Source organism: Methyloversatilis thermotolerans (assembly GCF_000372885.1).
Classification (GTDB): Bacteria; Pseudomonadota; Gammaproteobacteria; order Burkholderiales; family Rhodocyclaceae; genus Methyloversatilis; species Methyloversatilis thermotolerans.
This window is the reverse complement of sequence record NZ_KB889967.1, coordinates 340,924-361,711: the sequence shown is the minus strand read 5'-3', so window position 1 is coordinate 361,711 and position 20,788 is coordinate 340,924. Positions and strand designations below refer to the sequence as shown.

The following is a 20,788-nucleotide window of genomic DNA, read 5'->3' as shown; positions in this document are numbered from 1 at the left end:
GCGAATCGGACCGGCACACAACTCAATGTGCAGCGGATTATGCCGGGCGGCCGCTGAAAGGCGATTCAGGCGCTGCGGAAGGGGCTGAACCCGAGCGGTTTCACCTGCGCCTGCCCTTCCGCCAGCGCGTCGAGCAGCACCGCTTCGAGGTCGGCCACCACGCGGCCCCAGTCCTGAGCCATGGCAGTCTGTCGCGCAGCATCGCCCATGCTGCGGCAGCGCGATGCATCGGCAGAAGCCTCGCACACCAGACTGACGAAGCGCGCGGCATCGCCCAGCGGCGCGAGCAGACCGTTGTGCCCGTGATGCACCATTTCTGCCGCCGCCGCATAGTCGAAAGCGACCAGCGGCAGACCGCTGGCCATGGCTTCCATCACCACATTGCCGAAGGTTTCGGTCAGGCTGGGAAACACGAACAGATCGGCCGACGCGTAGTGGGCCGCCAGTTCCTCGCCGCGCTGCACGCCGGCGAAATGCACGTCCGGCCACGCTTGTTCCAGCGCCGCGCGATCCGGGCCGTCGCCCACCAGCACCATTTTCAGTTGCCGGCCGGAAACCTGCGCGGCGCGATAGGCTTCGCGCAGCACCGACAGATTCTTCTCCGGCGCCAGGCGGCCGACACACAGCATGACGCAGGTCTGTGGCGAGGCGCCCCAGCGGGCGCGCAATACCTCGCTGCGCCAGGACGGCGAAAAAAGCGTGGTATCCACGCCGCGCGCCACCACGGCCAGGTTCTCGAAGCCCATGCGCTGCAACTCGCGCCGCAGCGCCTCGGTCGGCACCATGGTGCGCAGGGTCTGGTTATGGAACTTGCGCAGATAGGCAACGATGGGCTTGCGCAGCCAGCCCACCCCGTAATGCCGGCTGTAGGCGTGGAAATTGGTCCGGAACTCGGACACCACCGGCAGCTTGAGCTTGCGCGCGGCGCGCAGCGCCGACCAGCCGAGCGGCCCCTCGGTGGCGATGTGCACGACATCCGGCCGGGCTCGCGTCCACAACGCCACCAGCGCGCGCGTGCACGGCACGCCCATCTTCAGGTGCGGATAGCGCGGAATCTGCATGCCGTGCAGCAGCACTTCCTCGTAGCGTTCGGCCCGGCCCGCATCGTCATCCGGATTCTGTCTCAGCCGCACCAACTGTATGGCGTGATGACGCGCACGCAGTCCTTCGGCCATGCGCGCGACCGTGGTGGCCACGCCATTGACCTCGGGCGGATAGGTTTCGGTGACCATGGCGACACGCAGCGATCGCTGCAGCGGAGCGAGGTCGTCGACCACGAGGTCGGAAGCGGACACGGTCTTCATGTCGCCATGCTAGGCCGCATGTTTGACGCTTCGATGACGGCGGCGGCGGGTTTCACGAATACGTCATGCATTGCGTTCACTCGAACTTCACACATGACGGTCACCAATTCTTCACACGGCGTGGTCACCATTCCGTCACGCCGCGCGGAGCGTCGCGCGGTGCGCACACCGTTTCCACGAGGAGCCCTGACGACATGAACGCCTTCCTGCAGGCGCTGGACACCCAGCGCTGGGACGACCACCGCTACTACCACCACAGCCGCATCAACCAGTCGCTGCATTTCATCAGCGCACTGAGCTTCATGGTTGCCTATGGGTACGTCTTCATCGATCCGGCCATCGCCGGCCTGATCGGCTGGTGCGTGTCCATGGTGAGCCGGCAGTCCGGTCACTTTTTCTTCGAGCCCAAGGGCTATGACCATGTGAACCAGGCGACCCACGAGTACAAGGAGGAAATCAAGGTCGGCTACAACCTGCAGCGCAAGGTCGTGCTGATGACCATCTGGGCTGCATCGCCGGTGCTGCTGTGGCTGTCGCCCTCTCTGTTCGGGCTCATCGTGCCGCACACCACGCTGAACGAGTACATCCACGACGTGGGCATGCTGTGGTTCGCGCTCGGCGTGGCCGGCCTGCTGTTCCGCACCGTGCAGCTCTTCTTCGTGCGCGATGTGATGACCGGCATCGTGTGGGCGACCAAGATACTGACCGACCCCTTCCACGACGCCAAGTTGTACTGGCGGGCGCCGCTGCACCTGCTGCAGGGCGAACTGATGGACCCGGCACCGGACAAGCGCTGAGCGCGGACACCCGCGCGGCGCGCCGCGCGGGTCGTCCGCTTCAGCGACGATGGGCCAGCATTTCCCGAAGAATGCCGCGGCGGATGGCCTTGTCCGTCTGACCCGGCGCCGCCCACCACCAGCCGTCCGCCTGCATCGCCCGCGCCGCCGCCACGAATCTTTCGGTCATGTCCGCGAAGTCGGCATCGCTGAAATTCAGGCTGAAGATGAAGCGGCCGGTACCGACCCAGCTCAGAGCCAGTCCATGCAGTCTCAGATAGAACTGCAGCATCCAGTTGTAGCGCGACGGCTGCGTGTAGAACAGCGTCCATACGCTGGACATATTGGCTGCCTGCACCGGCAGACCTTCCTGCCGCATGCGCGCATTGAACTGCGCCGCGCGCGTGTTCCAGCGTTCGTCCAGACCGTCATACATCGCCCTCACCTGCGGGCTTTCGAGCCGTTCGAGGAACACCTGCATCGCGCCCATCACATAGGGGTGCGAATTGAAGGTGCCGCGCGCGAAACAGATATCCACCGGACGCTCTTCGCGGAAGCGCCGCATAAGATGCGCGCGGCCGCACACCACGCCGACCGGCAGCCCGCCACCCAGCGTCTTGCCGTAGGTCACCATATCGGCACGCACGCCGAAGTATTCCTGCGCGCCGCCGGCCGCCAGCCGGAAGCCGAGGAACACCTCGTCGAATATGAGCACGATGCCGCGCGTGGTGCATACCTCGCGCAACTGCTGCAGCCAGCGGGTATAGGCGGCGCGGTCGTAGGCGGCGCGACGCGCGCTGTCGACCAGGGTCGAATCGCCGGGCGCAGCCTGGTTGGGATGCAGCGCCTGCAGCGGATTCACCAGCACGCAGGCAATGTCGCGCCGGGTGCGCAACACATGCAGCGTGCGCTCGTCCATCTCGCGCAGGGTATAGGTTTCGCGCGGCGGCAGCGGATTGCCGGGGCCGGGCTGAACATCCTCCCACCAGCCGTGATAGGCGCCGCAGAAGCGCACCAGGTGGCGCTTGCGCGTGTGGTAGCGCGCCAGCCGCACCGCCTGCATGACCGCTTCGGTGCCCGACATGTGGAAGGACACCTCGTCCATGCCGGACAGCGCCTTCAGCCGGACCACGTTGTCGGCCACACAGGGATGCAGCGCGCCGAGCACCGGGCCCAGCGCCCGCACGCGATCGGCCCCTTCATCCATGCACGATCGGTAGAAATCGACACCGAATACGTTCACACCGTACGAACCGGTCAGGTCGATGAAACGGTTGCCGTCGAGGTCGGTCACGGTCACGCCTTCAGCCGACTGCACGAAGGCGCCGACCTTGAGGTGATCGCGCAGCACCGGACCGAACTGGAAGGGCACGCGATAGCGTCCGGTGAACTGCAGGTCGGAAATGCCTTCGCGCGCGGCATCGGTCAGCGCCAGCGATTTCGCGTAGCGCTGCGTGTAGGCCTCGGCCAGTTGGGCCAGTCCCTTGCGGCGCAGTTGCTGGATTTCATCGGGCGCGCCGTCGCTGGCGAAGAAGCGCTCTTCGTCATAGGCGTAGCCGGGAATCAGCGACGCGACGCGCTTGGCCATGCGGGAATGGCCGGTGAGCGACGGGTGCTTGGCACGCGAAAGTTCAAGGCGCCGTTTGGCGAGGGGTGCGGTGACGGCCAGAGCGGCCACCGCGAGTGTGGTGAGGGTCAAGGTTTCGTCCATGACCGCAGTATTAACGTCCGGAGTTGACAGTCTCGTGAAGGTTTCGAATCAAATGCGCGCAACGCGCGATCGACTTCTGCAGCAGGAAGACCTGAATTTCCTGCTCACCAACCGCGTGCCGCGGCTGGCGCTGACCCGCTTCATGGGCTGGTACAGCCGCATCGAAAGCCCGTGGCTGACCCGGCTGTCGATTGCAATCTGGCGGCTGTTCAGTGACCTGGACCTGAGCGACGCGAAAAACAGCGCGTTCCGCAGCCTGCATGAATGCTTCACGCGCGAGCTGAAGCCGGGGTCGCGACCGGTGCATCCCGATGCGTCGTTACTGACCAGTCCGAGCGACGCCATCGTCGGTGCCTGCGGCACGCTGGAAGGCCTGGACGCGCTGCAGGCCAAGGGCATGCCTTACCGCTTGCAGGACCTGTTCGGCTCGGACGAGGCGGCCGCGCCGTGGCGCAACGGGACTTACGTGACGCTGCGGCTCACTTCCAGCATGTATCACCGCTTCCACGCACCGTGCGACGCCCGGCTGGAACATGTGACCTATCTCAGCGGCGACACCTGGAACGTCAATCCGGTCGCGCTCAAGCGGGTAGAGAGACTGTACTGCCGCAACGAACGCGCCGTACTCAGACTGCGTCGCCCCAATGGCGACCGGCTCGCGCTGGTACCGGTGGCCGCCATCCTGGTCGCCAGCATACGTCTGCACGCGCTGGACGTGCGCCTGCACCTGCGCTATCGCGGACCGAACGAAATCCCGTGCAATGTGGCGATGACGAAGGGGGAGGAACTGGGCTGGTTCGAGCACGGGTCCACCATCATCGTGTTCGCGCCGCCCGGCTATGCGCTGGCCGACGGCATCACACCCGGCGCGCGGCTGCGCATGGGCCAGCCCTTGATGCGCATGCCCAAGGACGCCCGCTGAATCACAGCGCGCCCGGCTCGATGCGGGTGATCGAGAAACCGCCCGGCTGACGCAGGGCGATCGCCAGATGGGTGCCATCGGCACGGATGGCGTGATGGAAGTGCCAGGCCGAGGGATCGGCCTCAAGCTCGGCATCGGTCTTCAGCGCAAGGCGGCCGTCCTCGCCCGGCAGAATGCAAAAGCGCTGCAGCCCGGTCGCCAGACCGGTGCCGCGCGCCTTGACCCAGGATTCCTTCAGGGTCCACAGCATGAGGAAGCGCTGTGCGCGCGTGAGCACCGAATCGGCGCCGCGCAGCCAGGCCGATTCGGCCGGCGCGAAGAAGTCGTCCGCCAGCGACGCGAAGTCATCCGGCACGCGATCCTCGACATCGACACCGCACAGTGGATTGCCGGACAGCACGCAGGCGATGGCCGAGCGCGCATGCGACACGTTGAAGTGAAGGCGGTCGCCCCCCTGCTCGACCGTCAGACGCGGACGGCCCCATTCGCCGACGACGAAGCGCCAGTCCTGCGGTGCACGCTGTGAGCCGCCATGCCGGCTCAACAGGCGGCGCAGCAGGATGCGGGCGCTCTGGAAGCGGTGACGATCGGCATCGAAATGGAAGCGCGCGGCGCGCGCGCGCTCGTCGGCCGACAGCAGCGCAAGCGCCTGCGCGGTCGGCGCCGACGGGCTGTCTATGCACAGCAGGATCTGATCGCTGGCCGGCGCCATCGAGGGATACCTCGGCAAGAGAAAAGGGCACACCGGATGACCGGTGTGCCCTCGCGCGTCAGCGCGGCGGAACTCAGGCGCGCTTCGCGCGACGCGCCACGCCAGCGAGCAGACCGAGACCGGCCAGCATCAGCGCATAGCTTTCGGGTTCCGGAACCGGTGCCAGGTTCTGCACCGAACCGGTCACGTCCCACGCATAGCGGAAGGTGTAAGGCCCCACCTGATTCGAATCATCGACGAAGAGCTCGAAGCTGTCGCCATCGATCACGAAAGAACCGTCGTAAGAGTAGCTGCCGTAGCGGAAGCTGATCGGCAACACCAGATCGATACCCGTCACTGCTCCGCCCGCCAGTGTCACCGATCCGGAGAAAGACGTCGATTCAATGGTGCGATAGGCGCCGAACGTATTGGCGGCATGACCGTCGTTGTCCGCGATGTAGCGCGAGAATGCGTTGTCGGGCATGGACACGCCGGTGATCACGCCAGTCGCGTCATCATAGGTGATGGTACCGACATTCAGGAAATTGCCGAGATTCGGGAAATAGATCGCGCCGCTCCCCACAACCTCACTCGTTCCGATCAGGAACGAACCATCGGCCATCAGGCCGTAATCCTCGCTGTCTTCGTTTTCGATGATGCCCCAGTCCTTGCCCAGTTCGCCATAGACATCGGAGAAGTAGTCATAGAAGCGGCTGCCTTCGTCCGCCGACAGGCTGAGGTTGAAGGTGCCCGCCTGGGCGGTGTGCGTGGTGAGTGCGCCGAATGCCAGCACGGCGATGGATGAAGCGAGTTTCATGAGGCCCCCGTTGGATGGAATTGGATGTTTGCGGCTGGCGCGCTCGGCTGGCTTCACACCCGATGATCATTAACGCGAATCATACTCATTATTTTGATGAGTGTTTGGTGCTACCGCTTCGATCCACGGCGGAAAGCGGCGCGCGGACACATTCGTTCACAGACCGGCGCGAACCGCTGTCGCGGGCATGACACGGCGCGCCAGTCCGGAGCGATCGGCGGACGGAAAGACCGCGTCCGGATCCAGCACCACGCTGTGCGGTCTGCCTGTCACGGCGATGTCGAGCGCGTGCTGACCCGGCGCCACGGTCGTGCGCAGTAGCGTCCGGCCGCTTTCGTCGCGGATGTCGACCGGCAGCGGAAAATCCATCGCACTGTCGATCTGCCGCCCCAGGCCCTGGGCGACCAGACGCCGGGTGCGCACCTGCAGTGCCAGCCGGTAGGCGCCGGCCTGTCCCGGTGAAAGCGTGGCGCTCACCACCTCGTGGCGATAGCTCACCACGTCGTGGAACAGCGCGTGGATGCGCGGACGCAAGGCGTCGGGACTGTGGGCCAGAATCGCATCGCGCAGTCCGGCGAGCGTGGCATAGGGCCGGTCCGCCCCCGAGTGTGTGTCGAGGAACTGCCGGATCGCCGCCAGCAAGGCAGGCTGTCCGATCTGCGCCTCGATCAGTTCGAGCATCATCTGTCCCTTGTAGCGCGCGATGAGCACCTCGTTGCCCACATCGGCAAGCGCCGGTTCGGCGAAGTCGACGCGCCCCAGCGCACGGAAGAAATCGCGCATCTGGCCTTGCTTGATCTGCAGGAAGCGCTCACGCCCATGCATTTCACGCCGGTACAGATTGGTGGCATAGGCGCTCAGCGACTCGCGGATGACGAGACTGCCCGGCGCCTCGGCGGCGATGATGCGGCCTTCCCACCAGGCGTGCCCGAGCAGATAGCCCAGCCAGCCGACGATGGCGTCCTCGCCCGCGGCGTCGCGACGGGCCTTCCACGCCAGCGCCTCGGGCAGCCCGAGCGTTCCGCTGTCCCAGAACACCATGCCGGGGTAGTAGGCGAATTCCACCAGCCGCAGACGATCGAAAGGCGCGGCACCGAAACGCTTGCGATAGAAGTCCGCCAGTCCGGCCAGTTGCTGCCCCATGAAGGCCGCGTTACCGGCGTGGGCGGGATGGTGGAACAGCTCGACCGGCAGCGCGGCGTCCTCCAGCACCTGCTGCCGGTAACGCGCCGAATACAGCGTGAACACGCCGGCGTGCGGCCCCTCGCTGCGCACGCGCAGATAGTTGCGGCCACCCTGCTGCCAGCGCTTCAGTTCGTGACCGGAAGCGACCGGCGTCTGATCGGCATCGGTACTGACCGTCACGTCGGCCGCTCCCCAGACGACATGGCTGACGAAATGCGGCCGCTGCGGCCCGCCAGGTGCGCCTCCCTGAGCCGCTTGCAGCGGCGGCAAGCCCAGCTTTGCGCGCTTCCACGCCTCCTGGTGTTCGACCAGGCGGGTGTAGCCGATGACGGGCAGGATGAAGGGGGAATACAGTGCGCTGCCATTCCCCACCACATCATTGGCCGCGAACAGCGGCAGATCGTCACTGTCCGACTGGTTGCGGAAACCGCGCGGCGCGTCGCTGCGCGTCACGAAAGTCATTTCGGTACGCGCCCCCGGCGGCAGTGGCGTCGCCAGCCGGTAGATGTAGTAACCCCATTGCGGATGCGCCTCGATCAGACGAGCCCCCTCGAGATCGAGGCGGGTCAGCCTGAGGTTCATGTAGGTCGCCACGTGCACTTCGGTCAGCGGGCGTCCGCTGCGGTTCTCCAGTACATACCGTCCGTGCGCCACGAAGCGCTGCTGCGACGGATGCATGTCGACCGCCACCCGGGTATCCACCACGACCGGCATGGGCAGGTGCTCGTATCGTTTGAACAGCCGCTCGAACTGTGCCCCCGTGAGGTCCTTGCCCGGCGGTTCGAATGGATTCAGCACCGCAGTGTTGTAGACGATCCAGCCCCCCGCCGCGCAGATTGCCAGCGCACCGCCAGCCAGCAGCAGGCGCGAACGGCGGCTGGCGTCGCGCCATACTCGTGGCCTCACCGCGCCGCGCGGCCAGAGCAGGCAGGCCAGCACGACCAGCACGCCGCAGACTGCCGCCCAGTAGGCGACATACCAGAAGTACCCGTTCAGCAGTCCGCCGAAGCCATTCATCGGCGAGTAGCCGATGTCGCCGCTCTCGCCGAAATGAAGGATCTTGTGATGCAGCCCCATCGCGTCCAGCGGGATCTGCAACAGCGCAATCAGCAGCAGCAAAGCGATCGCGGCGTACTTGTGCCGCACGGCGACGTGCAGGAAGACCGCGAGCACGGCAATGAAATAGAAGTAGGGACCATTCACCGCGAACAGCATGAAGGCCGACAGTCCGGGCTCGAAACGGTAATAGCCCTGCGTGACCTGGTACACGGCCAGTACCGCCATGCACATGAGCAGATTGAGCGTGATCACCGCGAACAAGGCGCCCAGCCGAGACAGCACGAACAGCCAGGACGGCGCCGGCGTGGCCTGCAGCACGGAAGCGATGCCGACATCGCGGTCGCGCCACATGAGCTCGGCCGCGTAGACGACGATGATGGCGAACAGCACGTAGTCGAAATACATGCTGGCCGTATGGATCAGGATGTCGGTACTGGGATCCGAGTGTTCGAACGAACGACTGCCTGCCGCCGCGAAGAACAGGCTGACCAGACCGCAGGCCGTCAGCATCAGGAACACGCGGCTGCGCAGCACCATGGACGTTTCGAAGCAGGTCGCGGACCACAGTAGCGACCACGTGGATGCACGACCGGCCGGTGGCGGTGCGCGTGACGCGAGGGCGCCGCCGGCCGGTGGCTGCGCGGGAGTTCGCGCAGGCTTGCCGTCACGCCGCTCCGGGCGCATGTCGAAGCGACGGTAGGTGAACAGCCATGCGCCAGCCGCAAGGGTCAGCCACAGCGCACGATTGGCAAGCAGGCGGCCGGAGAGCTCCGGCATCAGCGTGTTGTGCTGGTGGACCGTCCACGCCAGCGTCTGGCTTTCCAGCGCGAAGTAGGCGAAAGGATCGGCGAGCGACCACAGATCCAGCATGTCGTAGTCGAGCTGTTCCACGCCCACAAGAAGCATGGCCGCGATATAGATCATGACCAGAACGATGGCGCCGGCATAGGCGACGACCATGCTGCGCGAGGGCGCCGCGAGCGCGAAGGCGAAGGCGGACACGACGCACAGATTGGGCAGCGTGATCAGCAGATAGCTGGCCACGTAGGCATCGGCCCTGAACGGGCCGATGGCGTAGGGGCTGAGACCCGGCATCAGACTGCCCGCAATCATGCCCGGCAGATAGCCGGAGAAGGCGAGCAGGCCGACAAGGAAGGCTGCCAGGAAACGCAGACCGAAATAGCGGAACTTGCTGACCGGCGTTGCCAGTATCAGCGACTCGATACCGACGCGCGCATCGCGTACGCAACTTTCGGCGACGAATGCGGTGGCCGCAAGAACCGAGAACAGGCCGTACCAGATCGTGGTCTGGAAGATCTGGGACGGGCTGTTGATGAAGAAGAAGGCGTTGCCGCGACTGCCGTTCGAATACGCATCCGCGAAGCCCAGCAAGGCAAAGATGCCAAGTACCACCCAGAACACAGGACGGCGGAAGTGATAGCCGAACTCGAAGCGCAGCAGTGCCCGGATGTCACCGTATGAGGCGGCCGCGCACATGATCAGTGCGTACCGATCGCTGTGAAGAACACATCATCCAGATCCGCATCCGCAGCGTGGAAGCCCGGTCCGGGACAGGCATCGGCCAGCACGCGGACATGCTGGACGCCACCGAGCACGCGCCGGCTGATCACATGCCGGTCTGGATCGAGCGGGTCGCCTGCGTTCTGCCGACCCGACCACACCCGTCCCCTGAGCTCGCCGAGCAGATCGGCCGGCCTGCCGCGGCGGACGAGACGCCCCGCGCGCATGACGCCGACCTCGGTCGCGAGCGCCTGCACGTCCTCGACGATATGCGTGGACAGCAACACCACGCGCTCGCCCGCCAGTTCGGCCAGCAGGTTCTGCAGTCGCATGCGCTCGCCGGGATCGAGACCGGCGGTCGGTTCGTCGATGATGAGCAGAGCCGGATCACCGATCAAGGCTTGCGCGATGCCGAGGCGCTGTCTCATTCCCCCGGAGAAGCCGCCCAGATGCCGTTCGCGCGCGTCATACAGATTCACCTGCTGCAACAGGTGATGGGCCAGATCGCGACGCGCGCGCGCGGGCCCCACGCCCTTGTAGAGCGCGAACTGTTCGAGCATGGCCTGTGCGGACACATGGGGATAGAGGCCGAATTCCTGCGGCAGATAGCCGATGCGCTTGCGCGCCTCATCGGGATGCGCAAGCACGTCGACCCCGTCCAGCCGTATGGAGCCGCTGTCAGGCAGTTGCAGCGTCGCGAGCGTGCGCATCAACGACGACTTGCCCGCACCATTCGGGCCCAACAGGCCGAACACACCGGGCGCGAGCCGGACATCGATGTCATCGAGCGCCTTCACCCCGTTCGCGTAACGCTTGTTCAGATGGCGCACTTCAAGCATGGCAATGCTCCCGGCAACTGGGCCCTCGTCGAAGGTACTCTTGCATGCAACCAAAAAAGGGCGGTGCAGCCTGGATGCACCGCCCCTTCCTTACCTCAATCTGGAATCAGATCAGGCAGCAGCCTTCATGCGACGGCGCGCCACCGCACCGATCAGGCCGAGGCCCGACAGCAGCATCGCATAGGTTTCCGGCTCCGGCACGGCCATCGTCATATTGACGACGGCCTGACCGTTGATGCCATTGGCGACATATACGGCAGTGCCAAGGGCTGCATCGCCCGATACCAGACGGGCGCTGCTGGTGCTGTCCACCAGCATTTCGATGCTTTCGACGCGGGTATCCCAGCCGCTGCGGCCGAGCACGGCGTTGTTGATGGTATCCGCGGCATTGGTGGACGACGGTGCCCAGCCCGCGCCGTTGTACTCGACCAGCGAACCGGCGGTGGCGATGGTTTCGTACTCGATGCTGAACACCTTGCCATCGACCAGCGTGACAGTGCCACTGCCCCATGTCGTGGAGCTGGGCAGCACGCTGTAGCCATCGCGCACGGTCAGGGGGTTGTTGTTGCGCGGGGTTTCGATCACGCCGTCGCCGTCGAAATCGCAACCGCCACGAGTCGTGCAGTTCTCCACCCCTTCGACATAGTTGGGGTTGGGCTTGGTGGTATTGGCATTGACGCCTTCAACGCCATTCACCAGGCCGCTGAACAGAGCGAAAGACACGGTCGAACTGGCTTCATTGTTGCCGAAGCTCAGAACATGGGTGCCGGTCAGATAGTTCTCGTAGTTGTTGATGACCAGCCAGCCTTCGAAGGTGGAGTATTTCGTTTCAGACGCCACGATGCCTTCGAGATCGGACTTGTAGGACGCCGAGTGGGTATCATCGAAGTTGTAGCTGGTGGCACCACCGAATTCCATCACCAGCGTGCTGGCATGAGCGCCCAGGGTGGTCGCGGCCAGAACGGCGGCGATGGCAAGCTTCTTCAGGTTCATTCTTGAGGACTCCATGTAATCAGTTTGTCTTTCGGTGGCTGGCTGACCTCAACTCGCTCCCGTAATGAGAATTGTACTCATTTGCTAACGGTATGCAAGAATTTTTCTTACACGTCACGGAGAGCACTTCCTGCAAAAAAAAAGCGCATCCCGAGGGATGCGCTTCTTCGGATGGCCTGGATAGCCTGGATTCAGGCAGCCGCCTTCATGCGACGGTGAGCCGCCAGACCGATCATGCCCAGACCGCCCAGCATCATCGCGTAGGTTTCGGGTTCCGGAACCATGACAACCGCGCCGGTCGCACGGACGTTCTGGGAGAACACACCACCATCGTCCAAAGCCACATTCGGGCCCGAACCAGTCAGAGAAATGTCGATCGAATAGATCTTGACCGGGAAGGAGCCCAGGGTACGGGTGTTGAAAGCAGTCAGTGCGGCACTGTCCACACCGGTGGCATTCCACACGAAGCTGGTGACGCGGCCATCCACAATGGTCAGCGAGCCCGAGGTACCGACTTGAGAGTCATCCGGCGTGAAGGTGCCCGTCGTGCGATCACGCGTTCCTTCGATGCCGGTCAGCAGGCCGCTCACCAGGCTCAGCTTGAGGTCGCTGTTCGACGACGCGATGCTCAGCACATGCGTGCCGGTCAGATAGTTCTCATAGTTATCGACGATGATGGTGCCATAGAAATCGTTGAAGTCGTCGTCTTCGTACCAGATGTTGTACAGATCAGCATAGGCCTCGGGGATGGAGATGCTGTTCACTTCTCCGGAGAAGTTGAAAACGAGCGAGCTCGCGTTTGCGCCTGCCGACATCGCAGCGATGGCACCGGCCAAGGCGATCTTCTTGAAATTCATGGGTTCTGCTCCAGGTTGATGGAATGGACGGTGGCGGGCGTGACTCGACTGGCTTCCGTAATGAGAACAATACGTATTAGTTTGTTTGTTAGCAACCTAATTTAGCAAGTTGATACACGCGGTTGCAGCAGGCTTGATGCGCACGCGGCACTGAACCTCAACTTGTCACTGCGGAATCAAAGAGAACGGCCGCACCGAGGTGCGGCCGTTTCGCTTGGCCGTCCGTAGTCGCGAAGAACTTACGGAGGAAGAATGTTCAAATGGTCGGGGCGGCGGGATTCGAACTCGCGACCCCTTGCACCCCATGCAAGTGCGCTACCAGGCTGCGCTACGCCCCGACTCAGCCGAAAATTATAACAGGGGATCGACTGTTGAGGGGCGTCGGCACGAATAAATCAACGACGCGCTGGCACGCATGCAACGCCGGGGCGGCGGTCAAGACAACAGATCGAGTATCGCCTTGATCTCTTCACGCAGAGCGCGCAGGTCGGGAGCGGAGGACGGCACCTCGGTCGAAACGGACGATTGCGGGTCGCTGCCATCGAGCCGGTTGCGGGCACCGCTGATGGTGAAACCCTCCTCGTACAGCAACTGGCGTATGCGCCGTACGAGAAGGACTTCGTGATGCTGGTAGTAACGGCGGTTGCCGCGCCTCTTGACCGGCTTGAGCTGCGTGAATTCCTGCTCCCAGTAACGCAGCACGTGCGGCTTGACGCCACACAGCTCGCTCACCTCGCCTATCGTGAAGTAGCGCTTCGCTGGAATCGCCGGCAAAGGTGCGAGAGCGTCCTTATTCGTCGGATCCATCGTAAGCGATGCCCTCGACTGCCGACTTCAGTTTCTGACTCGCGTGAAAGGTCACGACCCGCCGGGCGGTGATCGGGATTTCTTCGCCGGTCTTGGGGTTGCGCCCCGGCCGCTGCGGTTTGTCGCGCAACTGGAAATTGCCGAAACCGGACAACTTGACGCCATCGCCGCCTTCAAGCGCGTCACGGATTTCGTCAAAAAAAGCTTCAACCATATCTTTGGCTTCGCGCTTGTTCAGGCCCACCTGTTCAAACAGCATTTCCGCCAGTTCGGCCTTGGTCAGTGTGCTCATGCGGCTTCCTCTTGCTTCAGACACTTGGCCGCTTCACGTGCGCAGCTTCGCACCGAACTCACCTTCTGCATAGCTCACCAGTTGCTGTACGGCCGCATCCACTTCCGCGTCCGCCAAAGTACGTTCAGTATCTTGCATAACTATCCGGAAAGCAAAGCCTTTTTCCGTATCTGCTATGCCCTTGCCCTGATAAAGATCGAACAGGGCGATGTCGCGCACGATGTCCGGCGCAGCCTTGCGCAGACCCGCGAGCAGCGAGCCCGCAGACGTCGCGCGCGGCAGCACGAAGGCCAGATCGCGGCGGACGGAAGGCTGACGGGACATGACGCGATGCGCCGGCATCGGTACCGCAAGCAGCGGGTCGACATCGACTTCAAACACGACAGGCGGGGTGCCCAGTTCGTAGCGCTGAACCAGTTCGGGGTGCAGTTCTCCGATATGACCGATCACGATACCGTCGAGCGAGATCGATGCGGAACGCCCCGGATGCACGGCCGGATGAGATGCCACCGCGAATTCCGCCTGGTGTGGCCACAGGAGCGCTTCGACATCCGCCTTCAGGTCGAAGAAATCCACCGGCCGGCCCTGAGCCCCCCACTGTTCAGCGAACACCGGCCCCCACGCAAGCCCAGCGATGCGCAAGGTCTGGCGGTAACCGGGCACCGGTTCCGCGTTTGCGTCCTTCGCGAAACATCGACCTATCTCGAACACACGCACACGGTCGATCTGGCGGCGACGATTGGTCGCCACATTGTCCACCAGGCCGCTCAACAAGGTCGAACGCATGACCGACATCTGGCTCGCGATCGGATTGGCCAGCACGACGGGCTGTCCGTTGCCGGCGAAATCGCCTTCCCACGAGGCCTCGACGAAGGCGAAATTGATCACCTCCTGGTAGTCCCGATCCGCCATCAGATGCCGGAGGGCATAGGCGTCGCGCCTGGCCTCGCACGACTCCGGCATGGCGAGCCGGCCGACCGGCGGCGTGGTCGGGAAGTTGTCGTAACCATGCAGACGCGCCAGTTCCTCGATCAGGTCAACCTCGATCTCGAGATCGAAACGCCAGCTCGGCGGCTGTACGATGAAATCGCCTGCGTCGCGGACGAAGGACAGGCCGAGACGGCCCAGCAATGTCGCGATGGCCTCCTCGCCGAGGTCCATGCCGAGAACACGCGCAGCACGCGCCGGACGCAGCCGCACCGGACGCCGCTCCGGCAGTCGCGTGATCTGGTCATCGATCGGGCCCGCCTGTCCGCCGCACAGCTCGAGTATCAGTCCTGTGACACGCTCCACGCCGGCCACGGTATCGGCAAAATCCACACCGCGTTCGAAGCGATGTGCCGCTTCGCTGGAGAATCCATAACGGCGAGCCCGGCCCTGGATCGCGTCGGGCAGCCAGAATGCAGCTTCAACGTAGATGTTGCGCGTGTCATCCGAGCAGGCGGTAGAAGCGCCGCCCATGATGCCGGCAAAGCTCTCCACACCCCGGTCGTCGGCGATCACTCCGCAATCGGGCGTCAGTTCTATCGTCTGTTCATTCAGCAGTTCGAGCTTTTCGCCGGTCCGGGCCCACCGAACCGACAAGCCACCCTGCACCTTGTCCAGGTCGAACACGTGATTCGGCCGGTTCATTTCCAGCATGACGTAGTTGGAAATGTCGACCAGGATGGAAATCGAACGCATGCCCGCGCGCTCCAGCCTGCGCTTCATCCAGTCAGGTGTCTGCGCGCGCGCATTCACGCCGCGGATGACGCGGCCGGAGAACCGGCCGCACAGGTCGTCCGCGTCGATGCGCACCGGCAGCACATCGGCTATGGCCACAGGTGCCGGCGTCCACTCCGCAAGCCTGACTGGCGTGCCGGTCAGCGCCGACACTTCTCTCGCAATGCCCTGCATGCCGAAACAATCGGCGCGATTCGGGGTGAGCTTGATGACGAAAACATGGTCATCAAGATCGAGATAGTCACGGATGTCCTGACCGACCGGCGCATCGCCCGGCAAGGCAAGCAGGCCGGAGGCCTCATCCGATATGCCCAGTTCGCGCGCCGAGCACAGCATGCCATTGCTTTCCACACCGCGCAGCTTGGCGCGCTTGATGTCTATGCCGGGCAGCTTCGCGCCGACGGTCGCACACGGCACCTTCATGCCAGCAGCCACGTTCGGCGCGCCACATACGATCTGCAGCGGCTCTCCACCTGTGTTCACCTGGCATACGCGCAGGCGATCGGCGTCAGGGTGCGGCGCAACCGACAGCACTTCGGCGACCACCACTCCGGAGAACGCCGCGGCGGCAGGATGCAGTTCCTCGACCTCGAGGCCTGCCATGGTCAGCAAATGGGACAGAGCGGCGGTGTCGATCGCCGGATCGACGAAGCTGCGCAACCAGTTTTCGGAAAATTGCATGTCTCGGAACCTCAGCGGAACTGGCTCAGGAAGCGCACGTCGCCGTCATAGAACAGGCGCAGATCATTGATGCCATACCGGAGCATGGTCAGCCGGTCCGGGCCGAAGCCGAAAGCGAATCCGGTGTAACGCTCGGAATCGATGCCACAGTGGCCGAGCACATTCGGATGCACCATGCCGCAGCCGGCGATCTCCAGCCAGCGTCCGGCCAGCGGCCCGCTCATGAATGCGACATCGATCTCCGCGGACGGCTCGGTAAACGGGAAGAACGAAGGCCGGAAACGCACATCGAGCTGATCGGTCTCGAAGAATCGATGCAGGAAGTCGCTCACTACACCCTTCAGGTCGGCAAAGCTGACCGATTCACCGACCCACAGACCCTCCACCTGGTGAAACATCGGCGAATGCGTGGCGTCGGAATCGACGCGATAGACGCGGCCCGGCGCAATGATGCGTATTTCGGGCATCACCGGGGCCGCAGCATGACGGGCCACATGAGCCTGCATGTAGCGCACCTGGATCGGGCTGGTATGGGTGCGCAGCATGACGTCACTGGCACCTTCCAGATAGAAGGTGTCATGCATGGACCGCGCCGGATGATTTTCCGGCGTATTCAGTGCCGTGAAATTGTGGAAATCGGTTTCTATCTCCGGCCCATCCGCCACGTCGAACCCGATGCCGCGGAACAGCTTCTCGATACGCTCCAGCGTACGCGACACCGGATGCAATCCACCTCTGCCGGAACCACGTCCGGGCAGCGTCACATCGAGCGCTTCCTCGGCCAGACGGGCTTCGAGTGCGGCGCGTCGCAGGGCCTCGCGGCGCGCCTCAAGCGCCATCTCGACTTTCTGCTTGGCGACATTGATGGCCGCTCCGGCCTCCTTGCGCGCGTCGGGATCGAGCTTGCCCAACCCCTTGAGCCGCTCTGTCAGGCTGCCCGCCTTGCCCAGATAGCGTGCCTTGGCCTGCTCCAGAGCGCTCACATCGGGTGCGGCCAAAAAATCCGATTCAGCTTGCGAAACAAGGACTTCCAGATCACTCATCGAGGTCTACCCACTTGATTCAGGGACAAAAAAAGGAGGCCAGGCCTCCTTTTTTTGCGTCGTGCACGCTCAGGCGGCGAGCTTGGCCTTGGCCTGGTTCGCAATGGCTGCAAACGCAGCCTTGTCGAACACGGCGAGATCAGCCAGCACCTTGCGATCGACCTGGATCGACGCCTTGTTCAGGCCATTGATCAGGGTCGAGTAGGTCATGCCCAGTTCGCGGGCGGCGGCGTTGATACGCACGATCCACAGCGAACGGAACTGGCGCTTGCGCTGGCGACGATCGCGGTAGGCATATTGCCCCGCCTTCATCACCGCTTCCTTGGCGATGCGGTATACGCTCTTGCGACGACCGCGGTAACCCTTGGCCTGATCGAGGACCTTCTTGTGACGGGCCCGTGCCGTCACACCACGCTTGACTCTCGGCATCTGTCGGACTCCTTACGCGTAGGGCATCATGTTGCGGACGCGTGCGTCGTCCGTGGCGTGCACCGCCGTCATACCGCGAAGCTGACGCTTCGACTTGGTCGTCTTCTTGGTGAGGATGTGGCGCTTGAACGCCTGCGAGCGCTTGATGCTGCCGCTCGCCCGGACCTTGAAGCGCTTTGCAGCACCTTTCTTGGTCTTCATCTTGGGCATGACAGAAACTCCATTTATGTCATCTTCACAGGTGGCCGCGAACCGTTCGCTGCACTTTCAGACCCGTGAATACTTGTTTTGCCGACACTTTCGTGTCGGCGACGCGAAGCCTGAGCTTCGCGTATCGCCGGTGGGTTCCGGCAGATCCAGAAACTGTCTCAGACCTTTTTCTTCTGCGGCGCCAGCACCATGATGAGCTGGCGACCTTCAAGCTTCGGAAACTGCTCGACCACGGCCAGCGCTTCCAGATCGCTCTTCACTCGCTCAAGCAGACGGATGCCGAATTCCTGGTGCGCCATTTCGCGCCCGCGGAAACGCAGCGTCACTTTCGCCTTGTCACCGTCCTGCAGGAAACGTGTCAGGTTGCGCAGCTTGATCTGATAGTCACCCTCGTCCGTCCCCGGACGGAACTTGACTTCCTTGACCTGTATCTGCTTCTGCTTGGCTTTCGCCTCGGCAGCACGCTTTGCTTCCTGATACTTGAACTTGCCATAGTCCATCAGACGACAGACCGGCGGCTTTGCGAGCGGCGCAATTTCGACCAGATCAAGCCCGGCTTCCTCCGCCATGGCCAATGCCTGGCGTGAAGACATGATTCCGAGTTGCTCGCCCTCATCGCCCACGAGGCGGATTTCCGGGGCGTTGATCTCCGAATTGATGCGCTGCGATTTTTGCTGACTGATGCTCGTGCTCCCGAGACGAAAAAAATCAAGCCGTGCGATCGATGCCTCGCGTCGCAACTTCTTCAGACAGACGCTGAATCAGGTCGCTGAGAGACATCTGCCCGAGGTCGATATTGCCACGGGCACGCACGGCCACCATGTTCGCTGCCTTTTCCTTGTCGCCGACGACGATCTGGTAGGGCAACTTTTGCAAGCTATGTTCGCGGATTTTATAGTTAATTTTCTCGCCGCGCAAATCGCATTCAACGCGCAGACCGGCGTCGCGCAGCGCATCTGCAACTTTCTGGGCGTAATCAGCCTGCGCCTCCGTGATGCTCATCACGACCACCTGGACCGGTGCCAGCCACAGCGGGAAGTTGCCGGCATGGTTCTCGATCAGGATGCCGATGAAGCGCTCCAGCGATCCAAGGACCGCACGATGCAGCATGACCGGACGCTGACGCGAATTGTCCTCGGCGACATACTCCGCGCCCAAGCGTTCGGGCAGCACGAAGTCCAGCTGCAGGGTACCGCACTGCCAGGACCTGCCGATCGCATCCTTGATGTGGTATTCGATCTTGGGGCCGTAGAACGCGCCCTCGCCCGGCAACTCCTCCCACTGCATGCCCGAGGCGGACAGGGCGTCACGCAAGCCTTGCTCCGCACGATCCCACACGTCATCTGAACCCGCCCGTTTGGCGGGTCTCAACGAGAGCTTGACCGCCACATCGGTGAAGCCGAAATCGCGATAGACGCTCTGCAGCAGTTCGTTGAACGCGGTCACTTCCGCGGTGATCTGGCCTTCGGTACAGAAAATGTGTGCATCGTCCTGCACGAAGCCGCGCACACGCATCAATCCGTGCAAGGCGCCGGACGGCTCATTGCGATGGCAGGAGCCGAATTCGGCGATGCGCAGCGGCAGATCGCGGTAGGAATGCAGCGTGTTGTTGAAGATCTGTACGTGGCCCGGGCAGTTCATCGGCTTTACCGCGTAGTCGCGCTTTTCCGACTCGGTGGTGAACATGTTCTCGCGGTAGTTTTCCCAATGTCCGGACTTCTCCCACAGCACGCGGTCCATCATGAGCGGCGTCTTCACCTCGCGATAACCCGCGCGATCGAGCGCATTGCGCATGTATTGCTCGATCTGCTGCCACACGACCCAGCCCTTCGGATGCCAGAACACCATGCCAGGCGCCTCTTCCTGCATGTGGAAGAGGTCGAGTTGCTTCGCGAGCCGTCGGTGGTCGCGCTTTTCCGCCTCTTCCAGCATGTTGAGATAGGCGTCCTGCTCATCCTTCTTCGCCCATGCCGTGCCATAGATGCGCTGCAGCATTTCATTCTTCGCATCGCCACGCCAGTAGGCGCCCGCCACCTTCATCAGCTTGAACACCTTGAGCTTGCCGGTGGACGGCACATGCGGGCCGCGGCACAGATCGATGAAATCGCCCTCCCGATAAAGGGATACATCCTCACCGGCCGGGATCGACGCGATGATTTCCGCCTTGTAGTGCTCGCCGATGGACTTGAAGAAGTCGACCGCCTTGTCGCGTGGCCACACCTCGCGCGACACCGGAATGTCCTTCTTCGCGAGATCGGCCATGCGCTGCTCGATGGCGACCAAGTCTTCCGGCGTAAACGGGCGCTTGTAGGAGAAATCGTAATAGAAGCCGTTGTCGATGACCGGACCGATGGTCACCTGCGCATCCGGAAACAGCTCTTTCACGGCATAGGCCAACAGGTGGGCGGTCGAGTGACGGATCATGTCCAGGCCGTCAGCATCCTTGTCGGTCACGATGGCCAGTTGCGCATCACCCTCGATCAGGTAGGACGTATCGACCAGCCTGCCGTTCACGCGCCCGGCCAGTGCGGCCTTGGCAAGGCCGGCACCGATTGAGGCGGCGACATCGCGCACCGTTACTGCGGAATCAAAACTGCGGACCGAACCATCGGGCAGGGTGATGTTGACCATGGAGGTGCTCCGGAAAACGGTAACGGGTCTGTAATGGAATCGACGGACGAAAAAAAAGTGCGGCCTTGGCCGCACTTTTCTGTCTGCGCACGTCGTCACGTGCGTCTTTGGCTGCAGGCCTCAGGCGATGATGGCTCCCGGGATGAAACGAGTTCGCGGTGTCATAACGCTGCCTTTCGAACCTGCAGTGTGGTGTTGGTAGGCGCGATTGGACTCGAACCAACGACCCCCACCATGTCAAGGTGGTGCTCTAACCAGCTGAGCTACGCGCCTGCAAAGAGGGCGCAAGTATAGCGGC

At 63.2% G+C, this 20,788-nt stretch carries 18 protein-coding genes and 2 tRNA genes; 2 read left to right on the top strand and 18 right to left on the bottom strand.

The window, feature by feature from the left end; translation table 11 throughout:
- Positions 1–65: 65 nt before the first annotated feature.
- Positions 66–1,304: a glycosyltransferase family 4 protein gene (locus A3Q7_RS0101505; RefSeq protein ID WP_018410081.1), complete on the bottom strand. Its 1,239-nt coding sequence runs from the start codon at positions 1,302–1,304 to the stop codon at positions 66–68.
- Between the two features lie 194 nt (positions 1,305–1,498).
- Here A3Q7_RS0101505 and A3Q7_RS0101500 point away from each other — a divergent pair, with 194 nt between their 5' ends.
- Positions 1,499–2,101, top strand: a complete 603-nt coding sequence (locus tag A3Q7_RS0101500) for a hypothetical protein (protein ID WP_018410080.1) — start codon at positions 1,499–1,501, stop codon at positions 2,099–2,101.
- 40 nt (positions 2,102–2,141) lie between these two features.
- Here A3Q7_RS0101500 and A3Q7_RS0101495 read toward each other — a convergent pair whose 3' ends face one another.
- Positions 2,142–3,791: an aminotransferase class III-fold pyridoxal phosphate-dependent enzyme gene (locus tag A3Q7_RS0101495; protein ID WP_018410079.1), complete on the bottom strand. Its 1,650-nt coding sequence runs from the start codon at positions 3,789–3,791 to the stop codon at positions 2,142–2,144.
- A 52-nt stretch (positions 3,792–3,843) separates the two neighbouring features.
- Here A3Q7_RS0101495 and asd point away from each other — a divergent pair, with 52 nt between their 5' ends.
- Positions 3,844–4,713, top strand: a complete 870-nt coding sequence (asd, locus tag A3Q7_RS0101490; RefSeq protein WP_018410078.1) for an archaetidylserine decarboxylase — start codon at positions 3,844–3,846, stop codon at positions 4,711–4,713.
- A 1-nt stretch (position 4,714) separates the two neighbouring features.
- Here asd and A3Q7_RS19165 read toward each other — a convergent pair whose 3' ends face one another.
- The 16 genes from A3Q7_RS19165 to A3Q7_RS0101410 form a co-directional block, all read right to left on the bottom strand.
- Positions 4,715–5,425, bottom strand: coding sequence for a 4'-phosphopantetheinyl transferase family protein (locus A3Q7_RS19165; protein ID WP_018410077.1), 711 nt, complete (start codon positions 5,423–5,425; stop codon positions 4,715–4,717).
- A gap of 73 nt (positions 5,426–5,498) precedes the next feature.
- Complete coding sequence (locus A3Q7_RS0101480; RefSeq protein ID WP_018410076.1) at positions 5,499–6,221, bottom strand: PEP-CTERM sorting domain-containing protein; 723 nt, start codon at positions 6,219–6,221, stop codon at positions 5,499–5,501.
- A gap of 156 nt (positions 6,222–6,377) precedes the next feature.
- Positions 6,378–9,962 (bottom strand): ABC transporter permease/M1 family aminopeptidase, encoded by a 3,585-nt coding sequence (locus tag A3Q7_RS19160; RefSeq protein WP_018410075.1) that lies wholly within the window; start codon positions 9,960–9,962, stop codon positions 6,378–6,380.
- A 2-nt stretch (positions 9,963–9,964) separates the two neighbouring features.
- Positions 9,965–10,825: an ABC transporter ATP-binding protein gene (locus A3Q7_RS0101470; protein WP_018410074.1), complete on the bottom strand. Its 861-nt coding sequence runs from the start codon at positions 10,823–10,825 to the stop codon at positions 9,965–9,967.
- Positions 10,826–10,936: 111 nt separating this feature from the next.
- Positions 10,937–11,818, bottom strand: coding sequence for a PEP-CTERM sorting domain-containing protein (locus tag A3Q7_RS20875; RefSeq protein WP_018410073.1), 882 nt, complete (start codon positions 11,816–11,818; stop codon positions 10,937–10,939).
- Between the two features lie 191 nt (positions 11,819–12,009).
- A complete protein-coding gene (locus A3Q7_RS20190; protein ID WP_018410072.1) occupies positions 12,010–12,675 on the bottom strand; it encodes a PEP-CTERM sorting domain-containing protein in 666 nt (221 codons plus the stop codon).
- Positions 12,676–12,936: 261 nt separating this feature from the next.
- Positions 12,937–13,013, bottom strand: a tRNA-Pro gene (locus A3Q7_RS0101455).
- A gap of 97 nt (positions 13,014–13,110) precedes the next feature.
- The gene (locus A3Q7_RS0101450; RefSeq protein WP_026224365.1) at positions 13,111–13,482 is read right to left on the bottom strand and encodes a MerR family transcriptional regulator; all 372 of its coding nucleotides are present in this window, start codon (positions 13,480–13,482) and stop codon (positions 13,111–13,113) included.
- Entirely contained in the window at positions 13,466–13,774 is a 309-nt protein-coding gene (locus A3Q7_RS0101445; RefSeq protein ID WP_018410070.1) for an integration host factor subunit alpha, read from the bottom strand. The genes A3Q7_RS0101450 and A3Q7_RS0101445 overlap by 17 nt, the downstream gene beginning before the upstream one ends.
- 33 nt (positions 13,775–13,807) lie before the next feature.
- The gene (gene pheT / locus A3Q7_RS0101440; RefSeq protein ID WP_018410069.1) at positions 13,808–16,177 is read right to left on the bottom strand and encodes a phenylalanine--tRNA ligase subunit beta; all 2,370 of its coding nucleotides are present in this window, start codon (positions 16,175–16,177) and stop codon (positions 13,808–13,810) included.
- Between the two features lie 11 nt (positions 16,178–16,188).
- Entirely contained in the window at positions 16,189–17,220 is a 1,032-nt protein-coding gene (gene pheS / locus A3Q7_RS0101435) for a phenylalanine--tRNA ligase subunit alpha (RefSeq protein ID WP_018410068.1), read from the bottom strand.
- A gap of 69 nt (positions 17,221–17,289) precedes the next feature.
- Entirely contained in the window at positions 17,290–17,649 is a 360-nt protein-coding gene (gene rplT / locus A3Q7_RS0101430) for a 50S ribosomal protein L20 (RefSeq protein WP_018410067.1), read from the bottom strand.
- 12 nt (positions 17,650–17,661) lie between these two features.
- Complete coding sequence (gene rpmI, locus A3Q7_RS0101425) at positions 17,662–17,859, bottom strand: 50S ribosomal protein L35 (RefSeq protein ID WP_018410066.1); 198 nt, start codon at positions 17,857–17,859, stop codon at positions 17,662–17,664.
- 158 nt (positions 17,860–18,017) lie between these two features.
- The gene (gene infC, locus A3Q7_RS0101420) at positions 18,018–18,599 is read right to left on the bottom strand and encodes a translation initiation factor IF-3 (protein ID WP_018410065.1); all 582 of its coding nucleotides are present in this window, start codon (positions 18,597–18,599) and stop codon (positions 18,018–18,020) included.
- Positions 18,568–20,490 carry a threonine--tRNA ligase gene (thrS, locus tag A3Q7_RS0101415; protein ID WP_018410064.1) on the bottom strand — a complete coding sequence of 641 codons (1,923 nt, stop codon included), beginning with the start codon at positions 20,488–20,490 and terminating at the stop codon, positions 18,568–18,570. The genes infC and thrS overlap by 32 nt, the downstream gene beginning before the upstream one ends.
- Before the next feature lie 196 nt (positions 20,491–20,686).
- Positions 20,687–20,763, bottom strand: a tRNA-Val gene (locus A3Q7_RS0101410).
- Positions 20,764–20,788: the final 25 nt, after the last annotated feature.